Consider the following 18051-nt stretch of genomic DNA (forward strand, 5'->3'; position numbering starts at 1 on the left):
CCGTCCACCCGCCTGCGACCTTCGAAGCAACGAGCCCAAGGAGGTCACATGGCAACCCGCACCGTCCTCGCCGCAGCCGTATTCGCGACCGCACTAAGCGCCGGCACCGCCTCCGCCACCGAGCCCGTCCCCAAGGAATCGAGCCTGGTAGGGGACGCCTGGGTGCACTTCCCAGCCGACCCCGAGAACCCGTTCCGCCGCTTCATCGTGAACGTCCACGGCAACCCCTGGCGCATAGTGGACGGCCGCCTCGTCATAGGCGCGGCCCGCGGCACCGTCGACATCGACCACTACGCCGGCGGCGAGCACACCTGGGTCAAGATCAAGGCCGACTACATCATGGCCACCGGCCCCATAGCCGTCATCTCGGGCCTCTGGCAGGACGCCCGCGACCCCAACAAACAGCGCGCGACCCTGACCTTCTACCAGTCCCCGCAAGGCCACCGCTTCGACCGCGTCGGCTTCTCCTGGGGCGTCGTGAACGAGCAGTGCCAGCAAATGGGCACCGGCCCCGCCCCCTTCAGCCCCGCAGCCCCCGGCCCCGACGGCCACTGGCTGAAGGGCTACACCATCAAGCCGGCCCCCATAGCCCTCCCCACCAAGTTCCTCCCACCCAAGGACCCCTCCGACTGCAAATACGACCACCAACCCTGACCCAACCGTCCACACTCATCCCATGCCGGACGATCCACTCGAAGCCCTGATCCCCTCCCTCCTCAGAGCCGTGGACCCGCAGTGGCGACCTCCCAACTTTCCCCCGATCGAGGACGAAACCCACCGCCGCCACGAGTGGATCGAGGCGACCCGCCTCCAACTGAGCGACGCCCTGGCAGCGAACCCCCACTTCACGGCCCGCGCCGCGGAGGACGTCGTCAGGGCCGTGCTCTTGGACGCGAACTTCACCAACCAGTTGGTGCACCCGCTGATCCAGGCCACCGGCCGCCGCGACGTCCTCCTCCGCCTGATCGAGGCGCTGGAATCCGGACCCATGGAACGTCGGAGGACATCATCCGCTCCGCAGGCAAGATCGACGATCTGTGGCCCCGCTTCTGGCGAGCCTGCCTCGTCACGTTCGTGACCTGCGAGGACGACGAGACCAGACGCCAACTCCAGACGGCGTTCCCGTTGGACCCGGCCCGCTACGACCCGCAAGACGCCGACTTGGTCGCCAAAGCCCGCCAGATCGCCGAATCCGCCCCCGACCGCTTCCAAAGCCTCCGCAACGGCAGCACCGGCTACGGCGCCGCGATCTGACACCGAACTCAGCGCTTGAGCCGTCGATAGCGCCGAAGAAGCTCGGTGATATCCGCCGGATTTGCGGCGCCGTTCAGCTCGTCCAGCAACGCGTCCGGGCAAAGCTCATAGAGGTCACCCCACCACCGCCGCGCGCGGTTGTCCCAGACCCGATACCCACCAGGCACCCCGCGAGCCACATACCTACGCCTACTCATCACGCACTCGTGCTGTTCGCACCTCCACGCACGCGCTCAAGCAAGCAACGCCAGGAAGCTGCGTCCACAGTCAAAACCGCGCCACCTGCGTCCCTGGAATCACGCACAGAGCACTGACGGCCCGACGCTGCGACTTCCACGCATCCGTTGCCGCCGTCGCTGAAAGAGCTCTTCCGGAACCTCGTCCCAGTGCCGTTGCTCATCGCTGCCTGGTCTCTTGGACTCAAGTGTCGAAGTCGCCTTGCTTGAGGCGTCCGATGAACGCGTGCCATGTGACTGCGTCCACCTTCAGGACCGGGCCGGACGTGTCCTTGGAATCACGGACCAGGCATCCAGGACCGGACTCCGCGATCTCCACACAATCGGATCCGCCGCCTTGCGAATAGGTGCTCTTTCGCCATGTGGGTTCGGCCTGCTTCACGTGGCTCCCCTTACCTCCTCCAGCAGCCGGTCACGAGTCGCTTCGGCGGAGAGTGCCGCCTCGGCGAGCCGGTCGAAGCGGTCGGTGAACCGGCGCAGCTCGTCCTTCTCCTCAAGGAAGCGGTAGTCGATGGTCGTTTCGAGATAGACGATGTCACGCTCTGCGGGATCAGTGAAGCCGAGGTAGGTGAAGGCCTCCCCGGCTCCTGGGTAGGGACCGGCGGCGGTGGGGATGAGGCGAAGTTCGACGTGCTCCTGCTCCGTCATGTCCAGCAAGTGCTTGAGTTGTGCTTTGCGCAGCTCAAGAGGCCGGATGCGGGCGATGACGTTCTCGTCTACGACCGCGCACAGCCGCGTCGGAACCGCCGGAAGCGTGAGAATACGCTGGCGTTCCAGACGCGCATGGACATGGCGTTCGATCTCAGCAGGGTCGTCGATTCCGGCAGCCCGAGTGACCGCCTCGATGTACTCGCGGGTCTGGAGCAGGCCGGGCACGAAGGTGTTCTGGAACGTCCTGATCAGCGAGGCTCCTGCCTCGAAGCCGGGAAATTCGTCCCGGAACACGTCGTTGTAGCGGGACCACCAGCCGCGTTGGCGGCCCTCGCGGGCGAGGGTGATCAGGGCCTCGCGTTCGGCGCCCTCGATGCCGTACAGCTCGCAGAGGTCGGCGACGGCGTCGCTGTTCGGCTCGATCCACTTCGACTTCTCGATGTAGTTGAGCTTGGACGGGCTCCAGCGCAGGCGCTTGCAGACCTCCGTGGTCGTCATCCCCACGTTCTTGCGCGCCTGGACGAGCTTGCGGCTCACCGCGCGCTTCCTGATCGTCGGGCTGTACCCGGCGGCGTGGATCTCCGGCATGCGGCGAGCATCCCACCACGGTGCGTGATCATTCCAGGAATTTCAGAATCAGGAGTCTCTTTTAGATTATCTATTGAATGGATCATTGGCTGCTGCCACGCTGAGCCTCGAACTGACCACGGTCGGCAACGGTGCCGACGTCAACGGGGTGGTGATCGAGATGGGGAATCCTCCTGGTTCGGTGGATTCGGCCCTGGCGGCGGGGCGGGTGCGGGCGGGGGAGTGTGTGGCGTGGGTGCTGCCGGCGGACGAGACGTGCGCGGCGGTCGCTCGGCGTCATCTTCGCGGAGTGATGGCCGCGCTCGGGCTGGCGGACGAGCTGGTCTACGACGCGTCCACGATGGTGTCGGAGCTGGCCGCGAACGTGTTCGTCCACGCGCTCGGCGGGCTGCCGGGGTCGGTCGGAACACTGCCGGAGCTTTGGCTGCACCGGCGGCGGGAGAAGACGCAGCTTGTCGCGCAGGTCTTCGATGTCGCGCCATGGAAGGGCGTCATCCCGGGCGGGGCGTGCCGTCCGGCGTTCGACAGCGAGGGTGGGCGTGGCCTGGAGGTCGTTGACGCTCTCGCCGCCGAGCATGGCGGAGAGTGGGGCGTCCACCGGAGTCGGGCGCGGCTCACAGGGACGCCCGCGTCCGGGAAGGTCGCGTTCTTTGCTCTGCCGGTCGGGGCGGCGTGGCCGATTCCGCCGGTGGACGTGGGGTCGGCGCTGCGCACGTTGGAGTTCTTGCTCCTCGCGCGGGGGCTTGGGCCCATGCATCGGTGCGAGGGGTGGAACATGGGCGTTCTGTCCGTGCGGGCCGAAATCACCGTGTGGGCGCGGCCGCATGGCTTCCACCTGACCATGCCGGGTGTCGGGACGACCCGGTATGCGCTGGCGGAGATCGCTGAACTGGCCGAGGTCGTCGTTCGCTGCAATGAGGAGCTGGACGCGGGGGGTGGGGGCGTGAGGCTTTAGGCGCGGAGGTTCTGGGCGCGGCGGGCCAGTTCTTGCGGGGTCAGGTCTTCCAGATGGGTGAGGAAGACCCAGACGTGGCCGAACGGGTCGCGCAGGATTGCGGTGCGGTCGCCGTGGAACTGGTCGGCCGGGGGTTGCAGGAGCTCCGCGCCGGCTTCGGTGGCGCGGCGGGTCAGGGCGTCGACGTCGGGGACGAAGACGTGGAGGCCGGCGGTGGTGGCGCCGGCGGTGCTCGGTGCGGTGAAGTACGGGCCGTCGGCGTCGCCCAGCATGAGGGTGGAGCCCTGGACGCTGATCTCGGCGTGGACGATGCGGCCGTCCGGGCCGTCGAGGCGGAACAGTTCCTTGGCGCCGAACGCGCGGACGTAGAAGTCGATCGCGTCGGCGGCGCCGTCCAGCATGATGTGGGAGACGACGGCGTTGCGGTAGATCTCGGGGACAGCGGTGGTCACGGGTTCCTCCTTGGTCGAGCCGATGACCATGACGGTAGAACCTGGACTTTGGTTGAGGTCAAGCCCGGAAGGCGCTCTCGGCTGAAGCGCGAAGGGCAGGAACTCGGGGGAGTTCCTGCCCTGGTGCGTCCGGTCATCGCGGGGGTCAGAGGCTGCGGGCGGTGATGTCGCCGTTGGGGGTGGTGGCCTTGATCTCCAGGGTCGGGGCGCCGTCGTTCTTGAGGGCGTTGCTGATGCGGCCGTGGCTGGTCTGGGCGTCCAGGGAGGCCGGGACGCCGGGGGCGGCCGTGATGTCGATGCTTCCCGACTTGGTGCTCAGGGTGACCGTGCCGGCCGCGGCCTCGGCGACGCGGATGTCGCCGTGGGCGGTGCTGATGTCGGCGGGGCCGTTGAGCCTGCCGACCTCGACGTCGCCGTCGGTGGCGGTGAGCTTCAGGCTCGCGACCTCGTCCAGCTGGATCTGCCGGTAGGCGCCCTCGAAGGCGACGTCGCCGAGCGGTCCGCTGGTCTGCAGGGCGGCGCTGGCCGCGGTGCCCTCGACGGCGGAACCGGCGGGCAGGTAGACGGTGACGTGGACGGCACCGGTGGAGCCGAAGGCGTGGTTCCCGGTGGCGTTCTCGACCCGCAGGACACCGTCGGCGTAGTGGACGGCGGTGTTCTCGGCGGCCTTGACGTCCCGTCCCTTGGACGCGTCGGCGGGTGAGATCTCGACGGCGGTGCGGTCGGCGGCGATGAGCTGGATGTGCCCGGCCGGGACGTTCAGGACGACGGTGATCGGGGCGGTGGTGGCGAAGGTGTTCATGGGGGCTCCCTGCATCTCGCGGCGTTTGCCATGTTCTTTCTGACAACGCAAACGCTACGTTGCTTTCCGAATTCATGCAACATTAACGTTGCGTCGGGAGTGTATTTCTGCAGGTGAACAGCATGAAATCGTTGCGAAGGCTTGCCGTCTAACGCAACGTCGCGTGTGTCCATTGCGGTCAGTCGACCGGGCCGCCGGCGACGTAGATGACCTGGCCTGAGACGAAGCCGGCGGCGTGGTTCACCAGGTAGGACGCGGTGTGCGCGATGTCCTCGGGCTGTCCGACGCGGCCGACCGGGATGGACTCGGCGGCCTGGCGCTGGAACTCCTCGAACTCCAGACCGAGGCGGCGCGCCGACAGGCGGGTCATGTCGCTGACGATGAAGCCGGGCGCGATGGCGTTGGCGGTGATGCCGTGCGGGCCGAGCTGGAGGGCCAGGGACTTGGTGAAGCCGATCAGGCCGGCTTTCGCGCTGCCGTAGTCGACGCGCCCGGCGTCGCCGGTGGCGGAGATGCTCGACATGGTGACGATCCGGCCCCAGCCCGCGTCGATCATGTACGGGACGACCGCCCGGGTGAACAGGAACGGGCCGCGCAGGTTGATGCCGAGGACGGTGTCCCACTGCTCGGTCGTCATGTCGACGAGGGCGGCTCGCGGGCCGACTCCGGCGTTGTTGACGAGGACGGTCGGCGGGCCCAGCTCGGTGGCGGTCCGGGCGACGGCCTCGGTGACCTGGGCTTCGTCGGAGACGTCGGCGACGATCGCCAGAGCCCTGCCGCCCGAGCGGGTGATGGACTCGACCGTGGCGGTGCTGTCGTCCAGGTCCACGGCGGCGACGGCGAAACCGTCCTGGGCCAGGCGTTGGGCCACTGCCGCGCCGATGCCTCGGGCCGCTCCGGTCACGATCGCTGTTGCGTTGCTCATGGGGACGAGTTCACGCCATCCCGACGCGTCCGCAAATGGAGTTAGGGCATGGCTTAATGCAGCGCGGCGATGGCCGTCTCCCAGGACGCCAGGTAGGCCGGGTACTCGGCGGCGAACTTCGCCAGGGCGGGTTCGGCTTCGGGGCGCAGCGCGGTCAGGTCGTAGGTGACCTGGACGCGGCTCCCGGCGTCCGACTCGGCAAGGGAGACCGTGACGGTTCCGGCGCGGTCGCCGGGGACGACCCGGGCGTAGGAGATGGACGAGGGGGCGACACGGTCCAGGACGAGCCAGGCCGCATGGTGGCCGTGCGCGGCGGTTTCGAAGACGACGCCCGGTTCGGTGTCGTCGGACGGGTCGTCCGGGAAGTGCGGGTCCCAGCCGTCCGCCCAGGCGCGTTCGCCGCGCGGGGTGAAGAGCGGGAAGGCCCGCGCGGGCGGCAGGGCGACGTCGATCTCTCCGGTGAGGCGGACGCGGGTCATTTCTCCTCCAGCAGGTGGGAGTCGGCGGCGGTCAGCGTCAGGCCGTAGACGTCCTTCAGGCGCTCGATCTTCTGCAGGGTGTCCGGGCCGAACGGCGTCCTGCCCTCGAAGGTGTGCAGGACGATGCCCTCGACCAGGTCGCCGAGCGACAGGTCCAGGTATTCGGCCAGGCCCTTGAGGACCTTCAGGGTGTTCCGCTCGATCCGGAACCCGGTCTGCACGCGCTCAACGCTTACCATGGTAACAATGTAACACGGTCGCCCGAAGAGAAGGCCGGGCGGCCCGCGAAGGGACCGCCCGGCCGGAGAAGCGGGTGCTACTCGACCTCGCCGCCCTGCTCGCCCGCCAGTTCGGCGGCCTCGGCGGCGGCCTCGGCCGGGTCGCGCGGCAGCGGCCCGATCGGGCCGCCGAACGCGGCGATGGGCTTGGGCAGCGGCGTGCCGGAGCCGTCGCGGCGGCCGATCTCCTCGTCCACGTCCATCGGCCTGCCGTTCGCGGCGGTCGCGCGGATCGGGGTCGGGCCCGCCCAGCCGAGGATCAGGGTGTCCTCGCCCTTGAGGAACCGGTGCGAGCGGACGCCGCCGGTCGCGCGGCCCTTGGACGGGAAGTCGGCGAAGTCGGCGATCTTGATCGCGCCCGCCTGGGTGCCCTCCAGCGCCGTGGACGAGCCGGAGATCGTCACCACCCGCGCCTCCCGCGACGGGTCGAACGCGCCGAACCAGATCACCTTCGCGTCCGCGGCGAGCTTGATGCCAGCCATGCCGCCCGCCGGACGGCCCTGCGGCCGCACCAGCGAGGCGCTGTAGTGCAGCAGCTGCGCGTCGTCGGTCATGAACACCAGGTGCTGCTCTTCGGACTCCAGCTGGACGGCGCCCACCACGCGGTCGCCGTCCTTCAGCCCGATCACCTCGAACTCGTCGCGGTTGGCCGGGAAGTCCGGGACGACCCGCTTCACCACGCCCTGCTCGGTGCCGAGCGCGAGGCCGCCGCCCGAGTCGTCGAGCGCGGCGAGGCCGACGACCTTCTCGTCCGGGTCGAGCTCGACGTACTCGGTGATCGGCGCGCCGCCCGCCAGCGAAGGCGGCGCGGATGTCGGCGGCAGCGTCGGCAGGTCGAGCACGTCCACCTTGATCAGCCGTCCGGCGGAGGTGACCGCGCCGATCTCGCCGCGCGCCGTCGTCCGCACGACCGAGACGAGCACGTCGTGCGGGGACCGCGCGCCCTCGGCGGGCAGCGGGTCGCCGGACGAGGTGCGGGCGAGCAGCCCGGTGGACGACATCAGCGCCAGCACCGGGTCGTCGGCGATCTCCAGCGGCACCGCGGCGGCCTCGACCTGCCCGGACGCCTCCAGCAGCACGGTGCGGCGCGGGGTGGCGAACTCGGCGGCGACCTCGGCCAGCTCGTCCGAGACGACCTTGCGCAGCTTGCGCTCGGACTCCAGGATCGCGGTCAGCGCGGCGATCTCCTTGGTGAGCTGCTCCTTCTCCTTCTCCAGCTCCAGCCGGTCGTACCGGGTGAGGCGGCGGAGCGGGGTGTCCAGGATGTACTGCGCCTGGATCTCCGACAGCTCGAAGATCTGCATCAGCCGCTGCTTGGCCTGCGCCGAGTCGTCCGACTGCCGGATGACCTGGATGACCTCGTCGATGTTCAGCAGCGCGACCATCAGGCCGTCGACCAGGTGCAGCCGGTCCTCGCGCTTCTTGCGGCGGAACTGCGAGCGGCGCCGGACGACGTCGATGCGGTGGTCGACGTACACCTGGAGCAGGTCGCGCAGGCCGAGCGTGCGCGGCTGGCCGTCGACCAGGCAGACGTTGTTGATGCCGAAGGTCTCCTCCATCGGCGTCAGCCGGTAGAGGTCGGTGAGCACGGCCTCGGGGTTGAAGCCGTTCTTCACCTCGATGACCAGGCGGAGCCCGACGTTGCGGTCGGTGAGGTCCTTCAGGTCGGCGATGCCGTTGAGCTTCTTCGCCTGGACGAGCTCCTTGATCTTGGCCTTCACCCGCTCCGGGCCGACCGAGTACGGCAGCTCGGTGACCACGATGCCCTTGCGCCGGGGGGTGACGTTCTCGACCTTGACCGTGGCGCGGGTCTTGAACGTGCCGCGCCCGGACGCGTAGGCGTCGCGGATGCCGGTGAGGTCGGTGATGCGGCCGCCGGTCGGCAGGTCGGGACCGGGGACGAACCGCATCAGGTCGTCGAGCGTGGCGTCCGGGTGGGTGATCAGGTGCCGGGCGGCCGCGACGACCTCGCCGAGGTTGTGCGGGGCCATGTTGGTGGCCATCCCGACCGCGATCCCGGACGCGCCGTTGACCAGCAGGTTCGGGAACGCCGAGGGCAGCACCTCGGGCTCGTTCTCCTGCCCGTCGTAGTTCGGCTTGAAGTCGACGGTGTCCTCGTCGATGGACGCGACCATCGCCATCGCGGCCCGGGACATGCGCGCCTCGGTGTACCGCATGGCGGCGGGCATGTCGTCGCCGCCGAGCGAGCCGAAGTTGCCGTGCCCGTCGACCAGCGGCATGCGCATCGCCCACGGCTGCGCGAGCCGGACCATCGCGTCGTAGATCGCGCTGTCGCCGTGCGGGTGCAGCTTGCCCATCACCTCGCCGACCACGCGGGCGCACTTGACGTGCCCGCGGTCGGGGCGCAGGCCCATCTCGTTCATCGAGAACAGGATGCGGCGCTGCACGGGCTTCAGCCCGTCCCGCGCGTCCGGGAGCGCCCGCTGGTAGATCACCGAGTAGGCGTACTCGAGGTACGAGCCGCGCATCTCCTCGGAGACGTCGACGTCGACGATGTTCTCTTCGAAGTCGGGCGGCGGGGGAGGGGCTTGGGATCCACGACGTGCCATGTGAAACATTGTGGACGGTCCCAGGGACAGATTCGCCCGCGACGCGTCACGGCGCGCCGGATTCGAGGAGGTTTTCCGCGTGAGCCAGCTCGCCGACTTCCAGAACGAGATCTACCTGAACGGCCTGGCTGACGTGCGGCCGGACCTCCCGGCGGATCTCACGAAGCTGGAGGCGCTGGCGGAGGCGAAACTGTCCGCCGCGGCTTTCGGATACGTGGCGGGATCTGCCGGGAGCGAGGCGACCGCGCGGGCCAACCGGGACGCGTTCGACCGCTGGCGGATCATCCCCAGGATGCTCCGAGACGTCGCAGAACGCGACCTCTCGGTGACCGTGCTCGGCACGCCGATGCCCGCTCCTGTGCTGCTCGCGCCCATCGGCGTCCAGTCGATCCTGCATCCGGACGGCGAGCTGGCGATCGCGCGGGCCGCCGCCGCGACCGGGCTGACGACGATCCTGAGCACGGCCTCGTCCTATGCGATGGAGGACGTCGCGGAGGCGAACGGCGATGGCCCGCGCTGGTACCAGCTGTACTGGCCGAAGGACCGCGAACTGGCCGCGAGCTTCCTCGACCGCGCCAAAGCCGCCGGGTACACGGCCCTGGTCGTCACGCTCGACACGTTCACGCTCGCGTGGCGGCCGCGCGACCTGGACCAGGCCTACCTGCCGTTCCTCCGCGGGATCGGCGTGGCGAACTACTTCAGCGACCCGGTCTTCCAGAAGGCCGTGGGCGGGCCGATCACCGAGGCGAACCGGCAGGTCGCGCTGCTGCACTGGATCGGGCAGTTCGGCAACCCGTCCCTGACCTGGGACGATCTGGCGTTCCTGCGCGAGCACTGGGACGGCCCGATCGCGCTCAAGGGCATCCAGCACCCGGACGACGCGCGCCGCGCGATGGACGCCGGGATGGACGCGGTGATCGTCTCCAACCATGGCGGCCGGCAGGTGGACGGCGCGATCGCGTCCCTCGACGCCCTCCCGCTGGTCGTGGACGCAGTGGGCGGCCGTATGGCGGTCCTGTTCGACAGCGGCATCCGGACCGGTGCCGATGTCGCGAAGGCGCTGGCCCTAGGCGCGCAGGCGGTTCTGGTAGCGCGGCCCTATGCGTACGGGCTCGCGCTGGGAGGCGAGGCCGGCGTCCGGCACGTCCTGCGCTGCCTCCAAGCCGACCTGGAACTGACGTTGGCTCTCTCCGGGCACCGGACGGTTTCCGAGCTCTCGCTGGATTCGCTCGTGCGCGCCTGACACTCGTGCGGGCCTGACATATGTCATGGGTGGTCCCTGAGAACCTCATGGGCCGTTCCTGACACCCGTGACTGCCTGCTTTGAACCGGTGCGCGCAGCATGGAGGGCATGAGGCCGTCAGTAGTCGAGATCCGGAATCTGCGCGTCCAGTCCCTCCGGGACGTTTCGCTCAGCGTGGGACGCGGCGAGACGCATGCCGTCCTCGGCGGCTATGGCTCGGGCAAGACGACCCTGCTGGAGGCCGTCGCGGGCCATCGCCGTCCGGTTTCGGGGTCGGTGGTGATCAAGGGCGGCGGCCCGGCGACGGTCTGGCGCGAGGGCGGCCTGTTCCCCGGCCTCACCGTCGCGGAGATCGTGGACGCCTGGCGCCGCTGGACCCTCGACCCGCTCACCCGCTCCGAGGCCCTCCTGCTGACCGGGCTCGCGGGCCGCGCCGCTGCTGTCTTCGAGGACCTGGACGGCACCGAGCGCCGCCTCCTGGACCTCGCGCTGGCCCTGGTCGGACGGTCCGACGTCCTGCTGCTGGACGAGCCGTTCGCCGGACTGGACGCGCCGTCCGCGTCCCGCGTCCGGGCCGTGCTGCGGTCGCTCGCAGGCAAGGGAACCGCCATCCTGTTCACTACGCGTGACATCGACGAGGCCTGCCGCGCCGACCACGTGACCGTCCTGGCGGGCGGCCTGCCCGTGCCCGGCTCCCACGCCCTCCGCGCGGCCACCCGCGCCGCCTGACCGGCGTGGACGGCAGCATGGCGCAGGTCACCGTACGCTGATCGCGTGGTGCAGCCCCGGATCCCCCGAGCGCCGGTCATCGCCGCGATCATCGTGGCGCTGACCTCGGTGTCGCTCGCCGGGCTGCTGCTGCCCGCGCTGTCGGACGAGGCGTTCGGCCGCCGCGATCCGGTCCGGTTCGTCCCGGCGCTGGTGGCGGTCGCGGGGGTGTGCGGCCTTTACGGACGGCTCCTCTGGCTGAACCTGACCCGCCGCAGCACGCCCGCCCACCGCCTCGGGCTCGCCGCGATCACGGCCGTGAGCTGGACGTTGCCCGCGGTCCTCGGCGTCCATACCGGGTGGGGGAACGCGCTGCTCGTCCCGGCGGGGCTGATCGCGGTCGTGCTGCCCGTCCGGCAGGCGGCGTATGTGGCGGGCGCGGGGACGATCGCGGGGGCCGCCTACGGCGTCGCGCTCGGGATGCAGCCGCTTGCCGTCCTGTACCAGCTCGTGGCGTTCCCCATGGTCACGTTCTCGGGCTACATCACCGTGTGGCTCTTCCATGTCGTCCAGGAGCTTCGGGAAGCGCGCGCGGAGCTGGCACGGTCGGCTGTAGGCGAGGAGCGGATGCGCTTCGCCCGCGACCTCCACGACGTCCTCGGCCATAGCCTTCAGGCCGTCGCGCTACGGGCCGAGGTCGCCGAGCGGTTCGCCGACCGCGACCCCGCGCGCGTGCGTAAGGAACTCGCCGAAATCCAGACCATGGCTAGGGACGCGGTCAAAGACGTCCGGGAAGTCGTGCGCGGCTACCGGGCCACGTCCCTGCGCACTGAGCTGGACGGTATGTCCGCCGTCCTCCGGGCAGCCGGGATCGACTGCGACCGTCCCGATCTGCCCGCCGGGCTGCCGGGCGGCGTCCACGAGCCGCTCGGATGGGTCGTCCGGGAGGCGGCCACGAACATCCTGCGCCACTCGTCCGCCACCTGGTGCCGCATCGACGTCGCCGCCGAGCCGGGCGGCGGCCGGGTGCGGCTGGAGATCGTCAACGACGGCGCGGCGCGTCGGGACGGCCCGCCCGGCAGCGGCCTGGCCGGGCTCGCCGAGCGGCTCGCCGCCGCGGGCGGGGAGTTCGCCGCCGGAGCCATCGGCGACGGGACGTTCCGGCTGGTCGCGGCCCTACCGACGGGAGGATCATGATCCGGGTGCTGCTGGCGGACGACCACCTGCTGATCCGCGAGGCGCTGGTCCTGCTGCTGTCGACCGAGGACGGCATCGAGGTCGTGGCCGACGTCGGGCGCGGCGACGAGGCGGTCGCCCAGACCCTCGCGCTCAAGCCGGACGTCGCCGTGCTGGACATCGACATGCCCGGGATGTCCGGCCTGGACGCGGCCGAGCGGCTTGCCCGCGAGCTGCCGTCCTGCCGGCTGGTGATCGTCACCGCGCACGGCCGGCCCGGCAACCTGCGCCGCGCGATGGCCGCCGGGGTGCGCGGCTTCCTCGGCAAGGACGCGCCGGGCGCGCGGCTCGCCGAGGTCGTCCGGCAGGTCGCCGGGGGAGCGCGCTACATCGACCCGCAGCTCGCCGCCGACGCCCTCGCCGCCGAGGAGTGCCCGCTCACCCCGCGCGAGCTGGACGCCCTGCGCGCCGCCGCCGGAGGCGAGCCCGTCTCCCGCATCGCCCGCACCCTCGGCCTCTCCGAAGGGACCGTCCGCAACTACCTGTCCGCCGCCGTCACCAAACTCGGCGTCGACAACCGCCACGCCGCCGCCCAGATCGCCGCCGACCGCGGCTGGCTGTACTAATTGAGCCCCGGCTCCGCGCCCCTCGCCTAGCGGCTCGGGGCGCGGCCCGGATGCTCGTGCGAACGCTGCATCGCTTCGCGATCAACCGTGCGGGGCTCGCCTTCGGCTTCGCCCCGCACGGTTGTTAACGCGTTCGCGCCGGTTGCGGTCGCTGCGTGGCCAGGCGTCGGCGGCCCCGGTCTCCGGGCAGGTCAAGGCGGCGCGGCGCTAAGTGCGGGGGCGAAGGGGTGCTTCGGCTTTCTCGGCGGGTGTTGCGGCGTGGGATCCGGGGCGGCGCTTTCGGGTGAGGGGCACGGCGATCGCTGTGGTGATCAGGAAGGCGATGCAGAGCCAGGCGAACCAGTCGCCTAGGCGGGCGTACAGGGTGCTGACCGCTCGGTACGGCACCTGCGCCGACACGGTGACGAAGCCTGGGTGGTCGGTGGAGCGGGTCGCCTGGACGCGGCCGTACGGGTCGCTGATCGTGAGGTCTCCGGCGCGGGCGTTCCGGGCCACGGCGAGGCCGCTCTCGACGCCGCGGACGAGGGCCATCCGGCCGTGCAGCCAGGCGTCGGAGTGGAAGTCCCAGGCGGGCGCGAGCAGCGCGGCGGCGCCGTCCGACCGGTAGCCGCGGACGAGGCCGGGGAAGTCGAGGTCCTTGCAGATGATCACGCCCCAGCGGGGACGGCCCGGCACGCTCACCCGGGACGTTCCGGGCGTGAACTCCTCCTCCAGGCCGGGGATCAGGTGGTGCTTGACGTACTCGGCGGGACGCCCGCCGTCCGCCGGGTACACGATCGCGGAGTTGCTGCTCTTGCCGCCGCTCTTGTGGATCAGCCCGGCGACGACGGCCGCGTGCCGCTCGACCGCGAGGCGAGACAGCGGCCCGGACAGCAGCGGCAGGGTCCGATCGTCGGCGACGAAGGTCTTCTCCGGCAGGACGATCGCGGCGGCGTCGATCGTCCTGGCCTGCGCGATGTAGCCCGCGAGTAGGCGCCGCCCTTCGGGGCTCGCGACGTCGATCTCGTCGTTCGGGTGCTCGGTCGCGAGGAGCGCGACGGTCTCGCCGTGGGGCGCGGACGCGGTCGCCGTCCGGATCGTCCCGAAACCGAGGACGAGCGCGAGGAGCGCCGCGCCCGTCCCGACCGCGCGCGGACGCAGCGTCGCCACGGCCGCCGGGACGCCCATGAGCAGGAACGTCACGCCCCAGATCCCGGTCACCGACACGAACTGGACGACCGGCCCGACGTCCGCCTGCGAGTAGGCGATGCTCCACCAGGCGCCGTGCGGAAGCGTGAGCGAGAAGACGTACTCCATCGTCGTCCACCCGGCGGCGAAAACGGCCGATGCGATCAGCGGACGATCTGCCACCACCAGCCGCCGGTAAGCGACCGCGAGCCCGCCGAAGACCAATGCGGGAAGCACGAGGATGCCCACGATCGCCGGGACGGGCATTTCCAGGACGCCCTTGAAGTAGCTCGCCATTCGCGCCTGCCCGGCGAGCCAGGCGAGCGTCGCGGCGGCGAACGCCGCACGTCCGCCCATCCGCGGGACCGCCCACAGCAGCGGCAGCGGCGCCAGCCAGGTCAGGACGAAGACGGGATGCAGTCCGGTGCCGAAGGCGAACAGGACGCCCGACAGCACGACCAACACGATTCTCATGCCGCCGATATTTCGCCGAAGAGCCTGTTCACCGCGTCCGGCGCGGGCCCGATTTCCCGCGTACTCCGTGAGGACGTCAGGCGTCTCCGGGCGTGATGAGCCCGGATTCGTACGCGAAAACGACGGCTTGCACGCGGTCGCGCAGATCGAGTTTGGCCAGCACCCGGCTCACATGCGTCTTCACGGTGTATTCGCTGACCACGAGGGATTCGGCGATTTCGAGATTGGAAAGGCCGCGTGCCAGCAGCCGCAGGATCTCGGCCTCGCGTTCGGTCAGGCCGTCCAGGCGCGCGGCGAGAAGGGGCGCGACGCCGTGCCCGGGCCGCCGCACCAGGTCCTCGACCAGGCGGCGCGTCACCGTGGGGGCCAGCAACGAGTCGCCCTGCGCGACCACGCGCACCGCGTTCGCCAGCTCGTCGCGCCGGATGTCCTTCAATAGGAAGCCGCCCGCCCCGGCGCGCAGGGCGTCGTAGACGTACTCGTCCAGGTCGAACATGGTCAGCACCAGGACGCGGACGCCCGGCAGCTCGGCGCGGATCCGGCGGGTCGCGGCCACGCCGTCCAGGACGGGCATCCGCACGTCCATCACCACGACGTCGGGACGCAGCTCGGCGGCCCGCGCGACCGCCTCGGCGCCGTCGGCCGCCTCGCCGATGACGGAGATGTCGGGCTGAGCGTCCAGGATCATCGCGAACGCGGCGCGGAAGAGATCCTGGTCGTCGGCGACGAGCACGCGGAGCGGATCGGGCACGGGGTTCATCCCATCGGAAGGACGGCCTCGACCGCGAATCCGCGACCGCCCGCGACCGGTCCGGCGTGCAGCGTCCCGCCGCAGGCCGCCGCCCGCTCCCGCATGCCGACGAGCCCGCGCCCCGAGCCCTTTCCGGACGACCCGGAACCGTCGTCCCGGACCTCGACCCGCAACCCGCCGCCCGCCGGCCGGAGCCGAACCGCGACCTTCGACGCACCGGCGTGCCGGATCGTGTTGGTCAGCGCCTCCTGGACGATCCGGTAGGCCGCGACCGCGACCGCGGGCGGGACGTCCGGAACCGGGTCCGGGACGTCGAGGACCGCGTCCAGCCCGGCCCGCCGCGCGCCTTCGACCAGGTCGGGCAGGGTGTCCAGGCCGGGCGCCGGGCCGCTCGGCTCGGCCGGCCGCAGCGTGCCGAGGACGGACCTGAGCTGCGTGAGCGCGCCCCGTCCGGTGTCCGCGATCGACTCGAAGACCGCCTCGGCGCGCGCGGGCGAGGCGGCGAGCACGACCGGTCCCGTCTCCGCCTGGACGACCATGATCCCCACCGAGTGGGTGACGATGTCGTGCATGTCGCGGGCGATGCGCGCGCGTTCGCGTTCGGCCGCCGCCTCGCGTTCACCGGCGAGGCGGCGTTCCCGTTCGGCCAGTTCGGCCGCTCGTGCGCGACGCGCGCGCGTACCGGTGCCGAGGGCGTAGGCCGCTACGAACAACGCCGCGAGCGACCGGTACACCTCGGAGTCTTCATGCGGGAGTGCTAGGGAGATGTAGACGCCGACGCCGATCAGCGGGATCGAGGCGATCCGCGTGCGCGCGCCCGATTCCGCGGCGATCGTGTAGACGGCGACGAGCGGCCCGTACGGCAGGAACGGCTTCTCCCACAGGACGAGCCCGGTCATCGCCGTCCCGACGACGATCCCGACCGGTAGCGGCGCGCTCCGCCGCCACAGGACCGGAACCGACGCCAGCAGCGCGAGCAGGAGAACGGCCGGGCCGCCGCCGAGCGCCGGGACGGCCGTCGCCGCCGTGACCGCCGCCGTGACCGCGACGTCCGCCCGGTTCACCCTGCTCAGGGCTCGTTGCACCACCGCACGAGTATCGGCGGCGGGGCGGGCCGTCCGCATCGTCCGCGAGAGTGACCCGGGGAGTCGTCCCTCCGGCGGCCGGGCACCGCGCTCAGGCGGTGACGCCGCCGTCGATGACCATGTCGTGCCCGACCACGAAGCCCGCCTCGTCGGAGGCGAGCCACAGGACGGCGGCGGCGATCTCGTCGGCCTCACCGCCGCGACCGAGCGGGATGTCCTGCGCCTGCCGGGCGGCCCACTGCTCGCGGGTCTCGCCGGGCCGGAACGACATCGGCCCGTCGGACACGCCCGGGCTGACGGCGTTGATCCGCACGCCGTCGCCGATGTGGTCGCGCGCGGCGGCACGGGTGAGGGTGCTGACCGCGGCCTTCGCGACGGCGTAGCCGGCCAGGTTGGGGCGGCGGCCGTGCACGCCGATGTTGGACGCCATGTTCACGATCGCGCCGCCGCCGTGCGCGCGCATGTGCGCGATCTCGTGCTTCATGGACAGGAAGGTGCCGGTGGCGTTGATCTCCAGGCCGGTCCGCCAGGCGTCCTCGTCCAGGTCGGCGACCGGGGCGGGCGGGACGAACACCCCCGCGTTGTTGAAGGCGACGTGCAGGCCGCCGAAGCGCGCGACGGTCTCGGCGACCATGCGCGCCGCGCTGGCGGAGTCGCTGACGTCCGCGACGGTGTGCGCGGCCGTCCCGCCCTCGGCCTCGATCACCCGGACGGTCTCCTTGAGCGCCTCCTCGGTGCGCCCGGCGACCATGACGGACGCGCCCTCGCGGGCGAAGGCGAGCGCGGTGGCGCGGCCGAGGCCGGTCCCGCCGCCGGTGACCAGGACGACGCGGTCGGAGAAACGCATGACGGCTCCTTATTGAGAATGATCGGTCTTGAATGAGGGTGCACGAAAGGGCTGGACGGCCGGAGCTGATCGGTTCGGTCGAGCGGGGGCAGGTGGGCAGGATCAGGTGAGCAGGGTCAGGTGAGCGGGGTCAGGTGAGCAGGGTCAGGGCCTGGTCGGCGGCGTCCCGGAGGCGGGCCTCGCCGCCCGGGGCGCGGCCGAGCACGCGCATGCCCTGCATGAGGACCAGCAGCATGCGGGCCAGGGCGCGCGGGTCCCGGTCCGCGGCCAGTTCGCCCTGGGCCCGTGCCCGCACGAGCGCCGAGGTCAGCAGCGCCTCCAGGTTGGTCCAGCTCGCCTCGACCTTCCGCGCGGCCTCGCCGTCGCGCGCGGCGAGTTCCACGGCGGTGTTCACCACCAGGCAGCCGCGCAGCGAGGAGGAGGACGACTCGGCGGCGAACCGCCGCACGACCGCGCGCACCTGCGGAAGGACCGGGCCCGGGTTGGAGAGCTCGTCCAGGAGCCTCGGCGCGTTGTCCTCGGCGTACAGCTCCAGCGCCTTCACGTACAGGTCGTGCTTGCCGCCGAAGGTCGCGTAGAGGCTGGCCCGGGCCACGCCGGTCCGCTCGACGAGGTCGGCCATCGACGTGCCCTCGTACCCGCGCTCCCAGAACAGCTCCAGAGCGCGGCGCAGGGCGGTGTCGGGATCGAACTCCTTGGTCCTGGCCATGCGAGGACTCTAGATCTTTTGAGAACGATCGGTCAAGTTATGGGTGGCGCAGGACGGTTTGGAGCGGTCCCAAAA

The 18051-nt window shown here is 71.0% G+C and carries 22 protein-coding genes; 8 read left to right on the forward strand and 14 right to left on the reverse strand.

All coding sequences use genetic code 11. From position 1 onward, the window contains the following. Positions 1-48: 48 nt before the first annotated feature. The 3 genes from FHU30_RS04820 (at position 49) to FHU30_RS04830 (ending at position 1254) form a co-directional block, all read left to right on the forward strand. Complete coding sequence (locus FHU30_RS04820) at positions 49-654, forward strand: hypothetical protein (protein WP_253872058.1); 606 nt, start codon at positions 49-51, stop codon at positions 652-654. Positions 655-724: 70 nt separating this feature from the next. Then, positions 725-1078, forward strand: coding sequence for a hypothetical protein (locus tag FHU30_RS04825; RefSeq protein WP_253872060.1), 354 nt, complete (start codon positions 725-727; stop codon positions 1076-1078). Next, a complete protein-coding gene (locus FHU30_RS04830; RefSeq protein ID WP_253872061.1) occupies positions 1075-1254 on the forward strand; it encodes a hypothetical protein in 180 nt (59 codons plus the stop codon). The genes FHU30_RS04825 and FHU30_RS04830 overlap by 4 nt, the downstream gene beginning before the upstream one ends. Positions 1255-1450: 196 nt before the next feature. Here the strand turns inward: FHU30_RS04830 and FHU30_RS04835 are convergent, their stop codons facing one another. From FHU30_RS04835 to FHU30_RS04845, 3 genes are read right to left on the reverse strand one after another with little or no spacing between them, the layout of a single operon-like run. Continuing rightward, the gene (locus FHU30_RS04835; protein ID WP_308211198.1) at positions 1451-1723 is read right to left on the reverse strand and encodes a DUF397 domain-containing protein; all 273 of its coding nucleotides are present in this window, start codon (positions 1721-1723) and stop codon (positions 1451-1453) included. Beyond that, positions 1675-1872: a DUF397 domain-containing protein gene (locus FHU30_RS04840; RefSeq protein WP_253872065.1), complete on the reverse strand. Its 198-nt coding sequence runs from the start codon at positions 1870-1872 to the stop codon at positions 1675-1677. The genes FHU30_RS04835 and FHU30_RS04840 overlap by 49 nt, the downstream gene beginning before the upstream one ends. Beyond that, a complete protein-coding gene (locus FHU30_RS04845) occupies positions 1869-2729 on the reverse strand; it encodes a helix-turn-helix domain-containing protein (RefSeq protein WP_253872067.1) in 861 nt (286 codons plus the stop codon). The genes FHU30_RS04840 and FHU30_RS04845 overlap by 4 nt, the downstream gene beginning before the upstream one ends. 85 nt (positions 2730-2814) lie before the next feature. Here FHU30_RS04845 and FHU30_RS04850 point away from each other — a divergent pair, with 85 nt between their 5' ends. Then, positions 2815-3684: an ATP-binding protein gene (locus tag FHU30_RS04850; RefSeq protein ID WP_253872069.1), complete on the forward strand. Its 870-nt coding sequence runs from the start codon at positions 2815-2817 to the stop codon at positions 3682-3684. Here FHU30_RS04850 and FHU30_RS04855 read toward each other — a convergent pair. From FHU30_RS04855 to FHU30_RS04880, 6 genes are all read right to left on the reverse strand, one after another. After that, positions 3681-4136, reverse strand: a complete 456-nt coding sequence (locus FHU30_RS04855; RefSeq protein ID WP_253872071.1) for a VOC family protein — start codon at positions 4134-4136, stop codon at positions 3681-3683. The genes FHU30_RS04850 and FHU30_RS04855 overlap by 4 nt on opposite strands. 145 nt (positions 4137-4281) lie before the next feature. Then, the gene (locus FHU30_RS04860) at positions 4282-4938 is read right to left on the reverse strand and encodes a DUF4097 family beta strand repeat-containing protein (RefSeq protein WP_253872073.1); all 657 of its coding nucleotides are present in this window, start codon (positions 4936-4938) and stop codon (positions 4282-4284) included. Positions 4939-5116: 178 nt separating this feature from the next. Next, entirely contained in the window at positions 5117-5863 is a 747-nt protein-coding gene (locus FHU30_RS04865) for an SDR family NAD(P)-dependent oxidoreductase (protein WP_253872075.1), read from the reverse strand. A gap of 53 nt (positions 5864-5916) precedes the next feature. After that, entirely contained in the window at positions 5917-6342 is a 426-nt protein-coding gene (locus FHU30_RS04870; RefSeq protein WP_253872077.1) for an SRPBCC family protein, read from the reverse strand. Continuing rightward, positions 6339-6581 (reverse strand): hypothetical protein, encoded by a 243-nt coding sequence (locus FHU30_RS04875; RefSeq protein WP_253872079.1) that lies wholly within the window; start codon positions 6579-6581, stop codon positions 6339-6341. The genes FHU30_RS04870 and FHU30_RS04875 overlap by 4 nt, the downstream gene beginning before the upstream one ends. Before the next feature lie 77 nt (positions 6582-6658). Then, positions 6659-9190, reverse strand: coding sequence for a DNA gyrase/topoisomerase IV subunit A (locus FHU30_RS04880; protein ID WP_253872081.1), 2532 nt, complete (start codon positions 9188-9190; stop codon positions 6659-6661). 79 nt (positions 9191-9269) lie between these two features. Between FHU30_RS04880 and FHU30_RS04885 the strand changes: the two genes are divergently transcribed. From FHU30_RS04885 to FHU30_RS04900, 4 genes are all read left to right on the forward strand, one after another. Beyond that, the gene (locus tag FHU30_RS04885) at positions 9270-10433 is read left to right on the forward strand and encodes a lactate 2-monooxygenase (RefSeq protein WP_253872083.1); all 1164 of its coding nucleotides are present in this window, start codon (positions 9270-9272) and stop codon (positions 10431-10433) included. 108 nt (positions 10434-10541) lie between these two features. Beyond that, positions 10542-11162, forward strand: coding sequence for an ATP-binding cassette domain-containing protein (locus FHU30_RS04890; protein WP_253872085.1), 621 nt, complete (start codon positions 10542-10544; stop codon positions 11160-11162). Positions 11163-11207: 45 nt separating this feature from the next. Then, positions 11208-12338 (forward strand): sensor histidine kinase, encoded by a 1131-nt coding sequence (locus FHU30_RS04895; protein ID WP_253872087.1) that lies wholly within the window; start codon positions 11208-11210, stop codon positions 12336-12338. Next, positions 12335-12943, forward strand: a complete 609-nt coding sequence (locus tag FHU30_RS04900) for a response regulator transcription factor (protein WP_253872089.1) — start codon at positions 12335-12337, stop codon at positions 12941-12943. Before FHU30_RS04895 ends, FHU30_RS04900 begins: the two co-directional genes overlap by 4 nt. A gap of 207 nt (positions 12944-13150) precedes the next feature. Here the strand turns inward: FHU30_RS04900 and FHU30_RS04905 are convergent, their stop codons facing one another. From FHU30_RS04905 to FHU30_RS04925, 5 genes are all read right to left on the reverse strand, one after another. Further along, positions 13151-14584: a nitrilase-related carbon-nitrogen hydrolase gene (locus FHU30_RS04905; protein WP_253872091.1), complete on the reverse strand. Its 1434-nt coding sequence runs from the start codon at positions 14582-14584 to the stop codon at positions 13151-13153. A gap of 76 nt (positions 14585-14660) precedes the next feature. After that, the gene (locus tag FHU30_RS04910) at positions 14661-15272 is read right to left on the reverse strand and encodes a response regulator (RefSeq protein ID WP_253873839.1); all 612 of its coding nucleotides are present in this window, start codon (positions 15270-15272) and stop codon (positions 14661-14663) included. 68 nt (positions 15273-15340) lie between these two features. Continuing rightward, a complete protein-coding gene (locus tag FHU30_RS04915) occupies positions 15341-16423 on the reverse strand; it encodes a sensor histidine kinase (RefSeq protein ID WP_253872093.1) in 1083 nt (360 codons plus the stop codon). An 88-nt stretch (positions 16424-16511) separates the two neighbouring features. After that, on the reverse strand, positions 16512-17267 hold the full coding sequence (locus FHU30_RS04920) for an SDR family NAD(P)-dependent oxidoreductase (protein WP_253872095.1): 756 nt from the start codon (positions 17265-17267) through the stop codon (positions 16512-16514). 130 nt (positions 17268-17397) lie between these two features. After that, positions 17398-17976, reverse strand: coding sequence for a TetR/AcrR family transcriptional regulator (locus FHU30_RS04925; RefSeq protein ID WP_253872097.1), 579 nt, complete (start codon positions 17974-17976; stop codon positions 17398-17400). Positions 17977-18051: the final 75 nt, after the last annotated feature.

The sequence above is a fragment of the Actinomadura rupiterrae genome (assembly GCF_024172125.1).
Lineage (GTDB): Bacteria > Actinomycetota > Actinomycetes > Streptosporangiales > Streptosporangiaceae > Spirillospora > Spirillospora rupiterrae.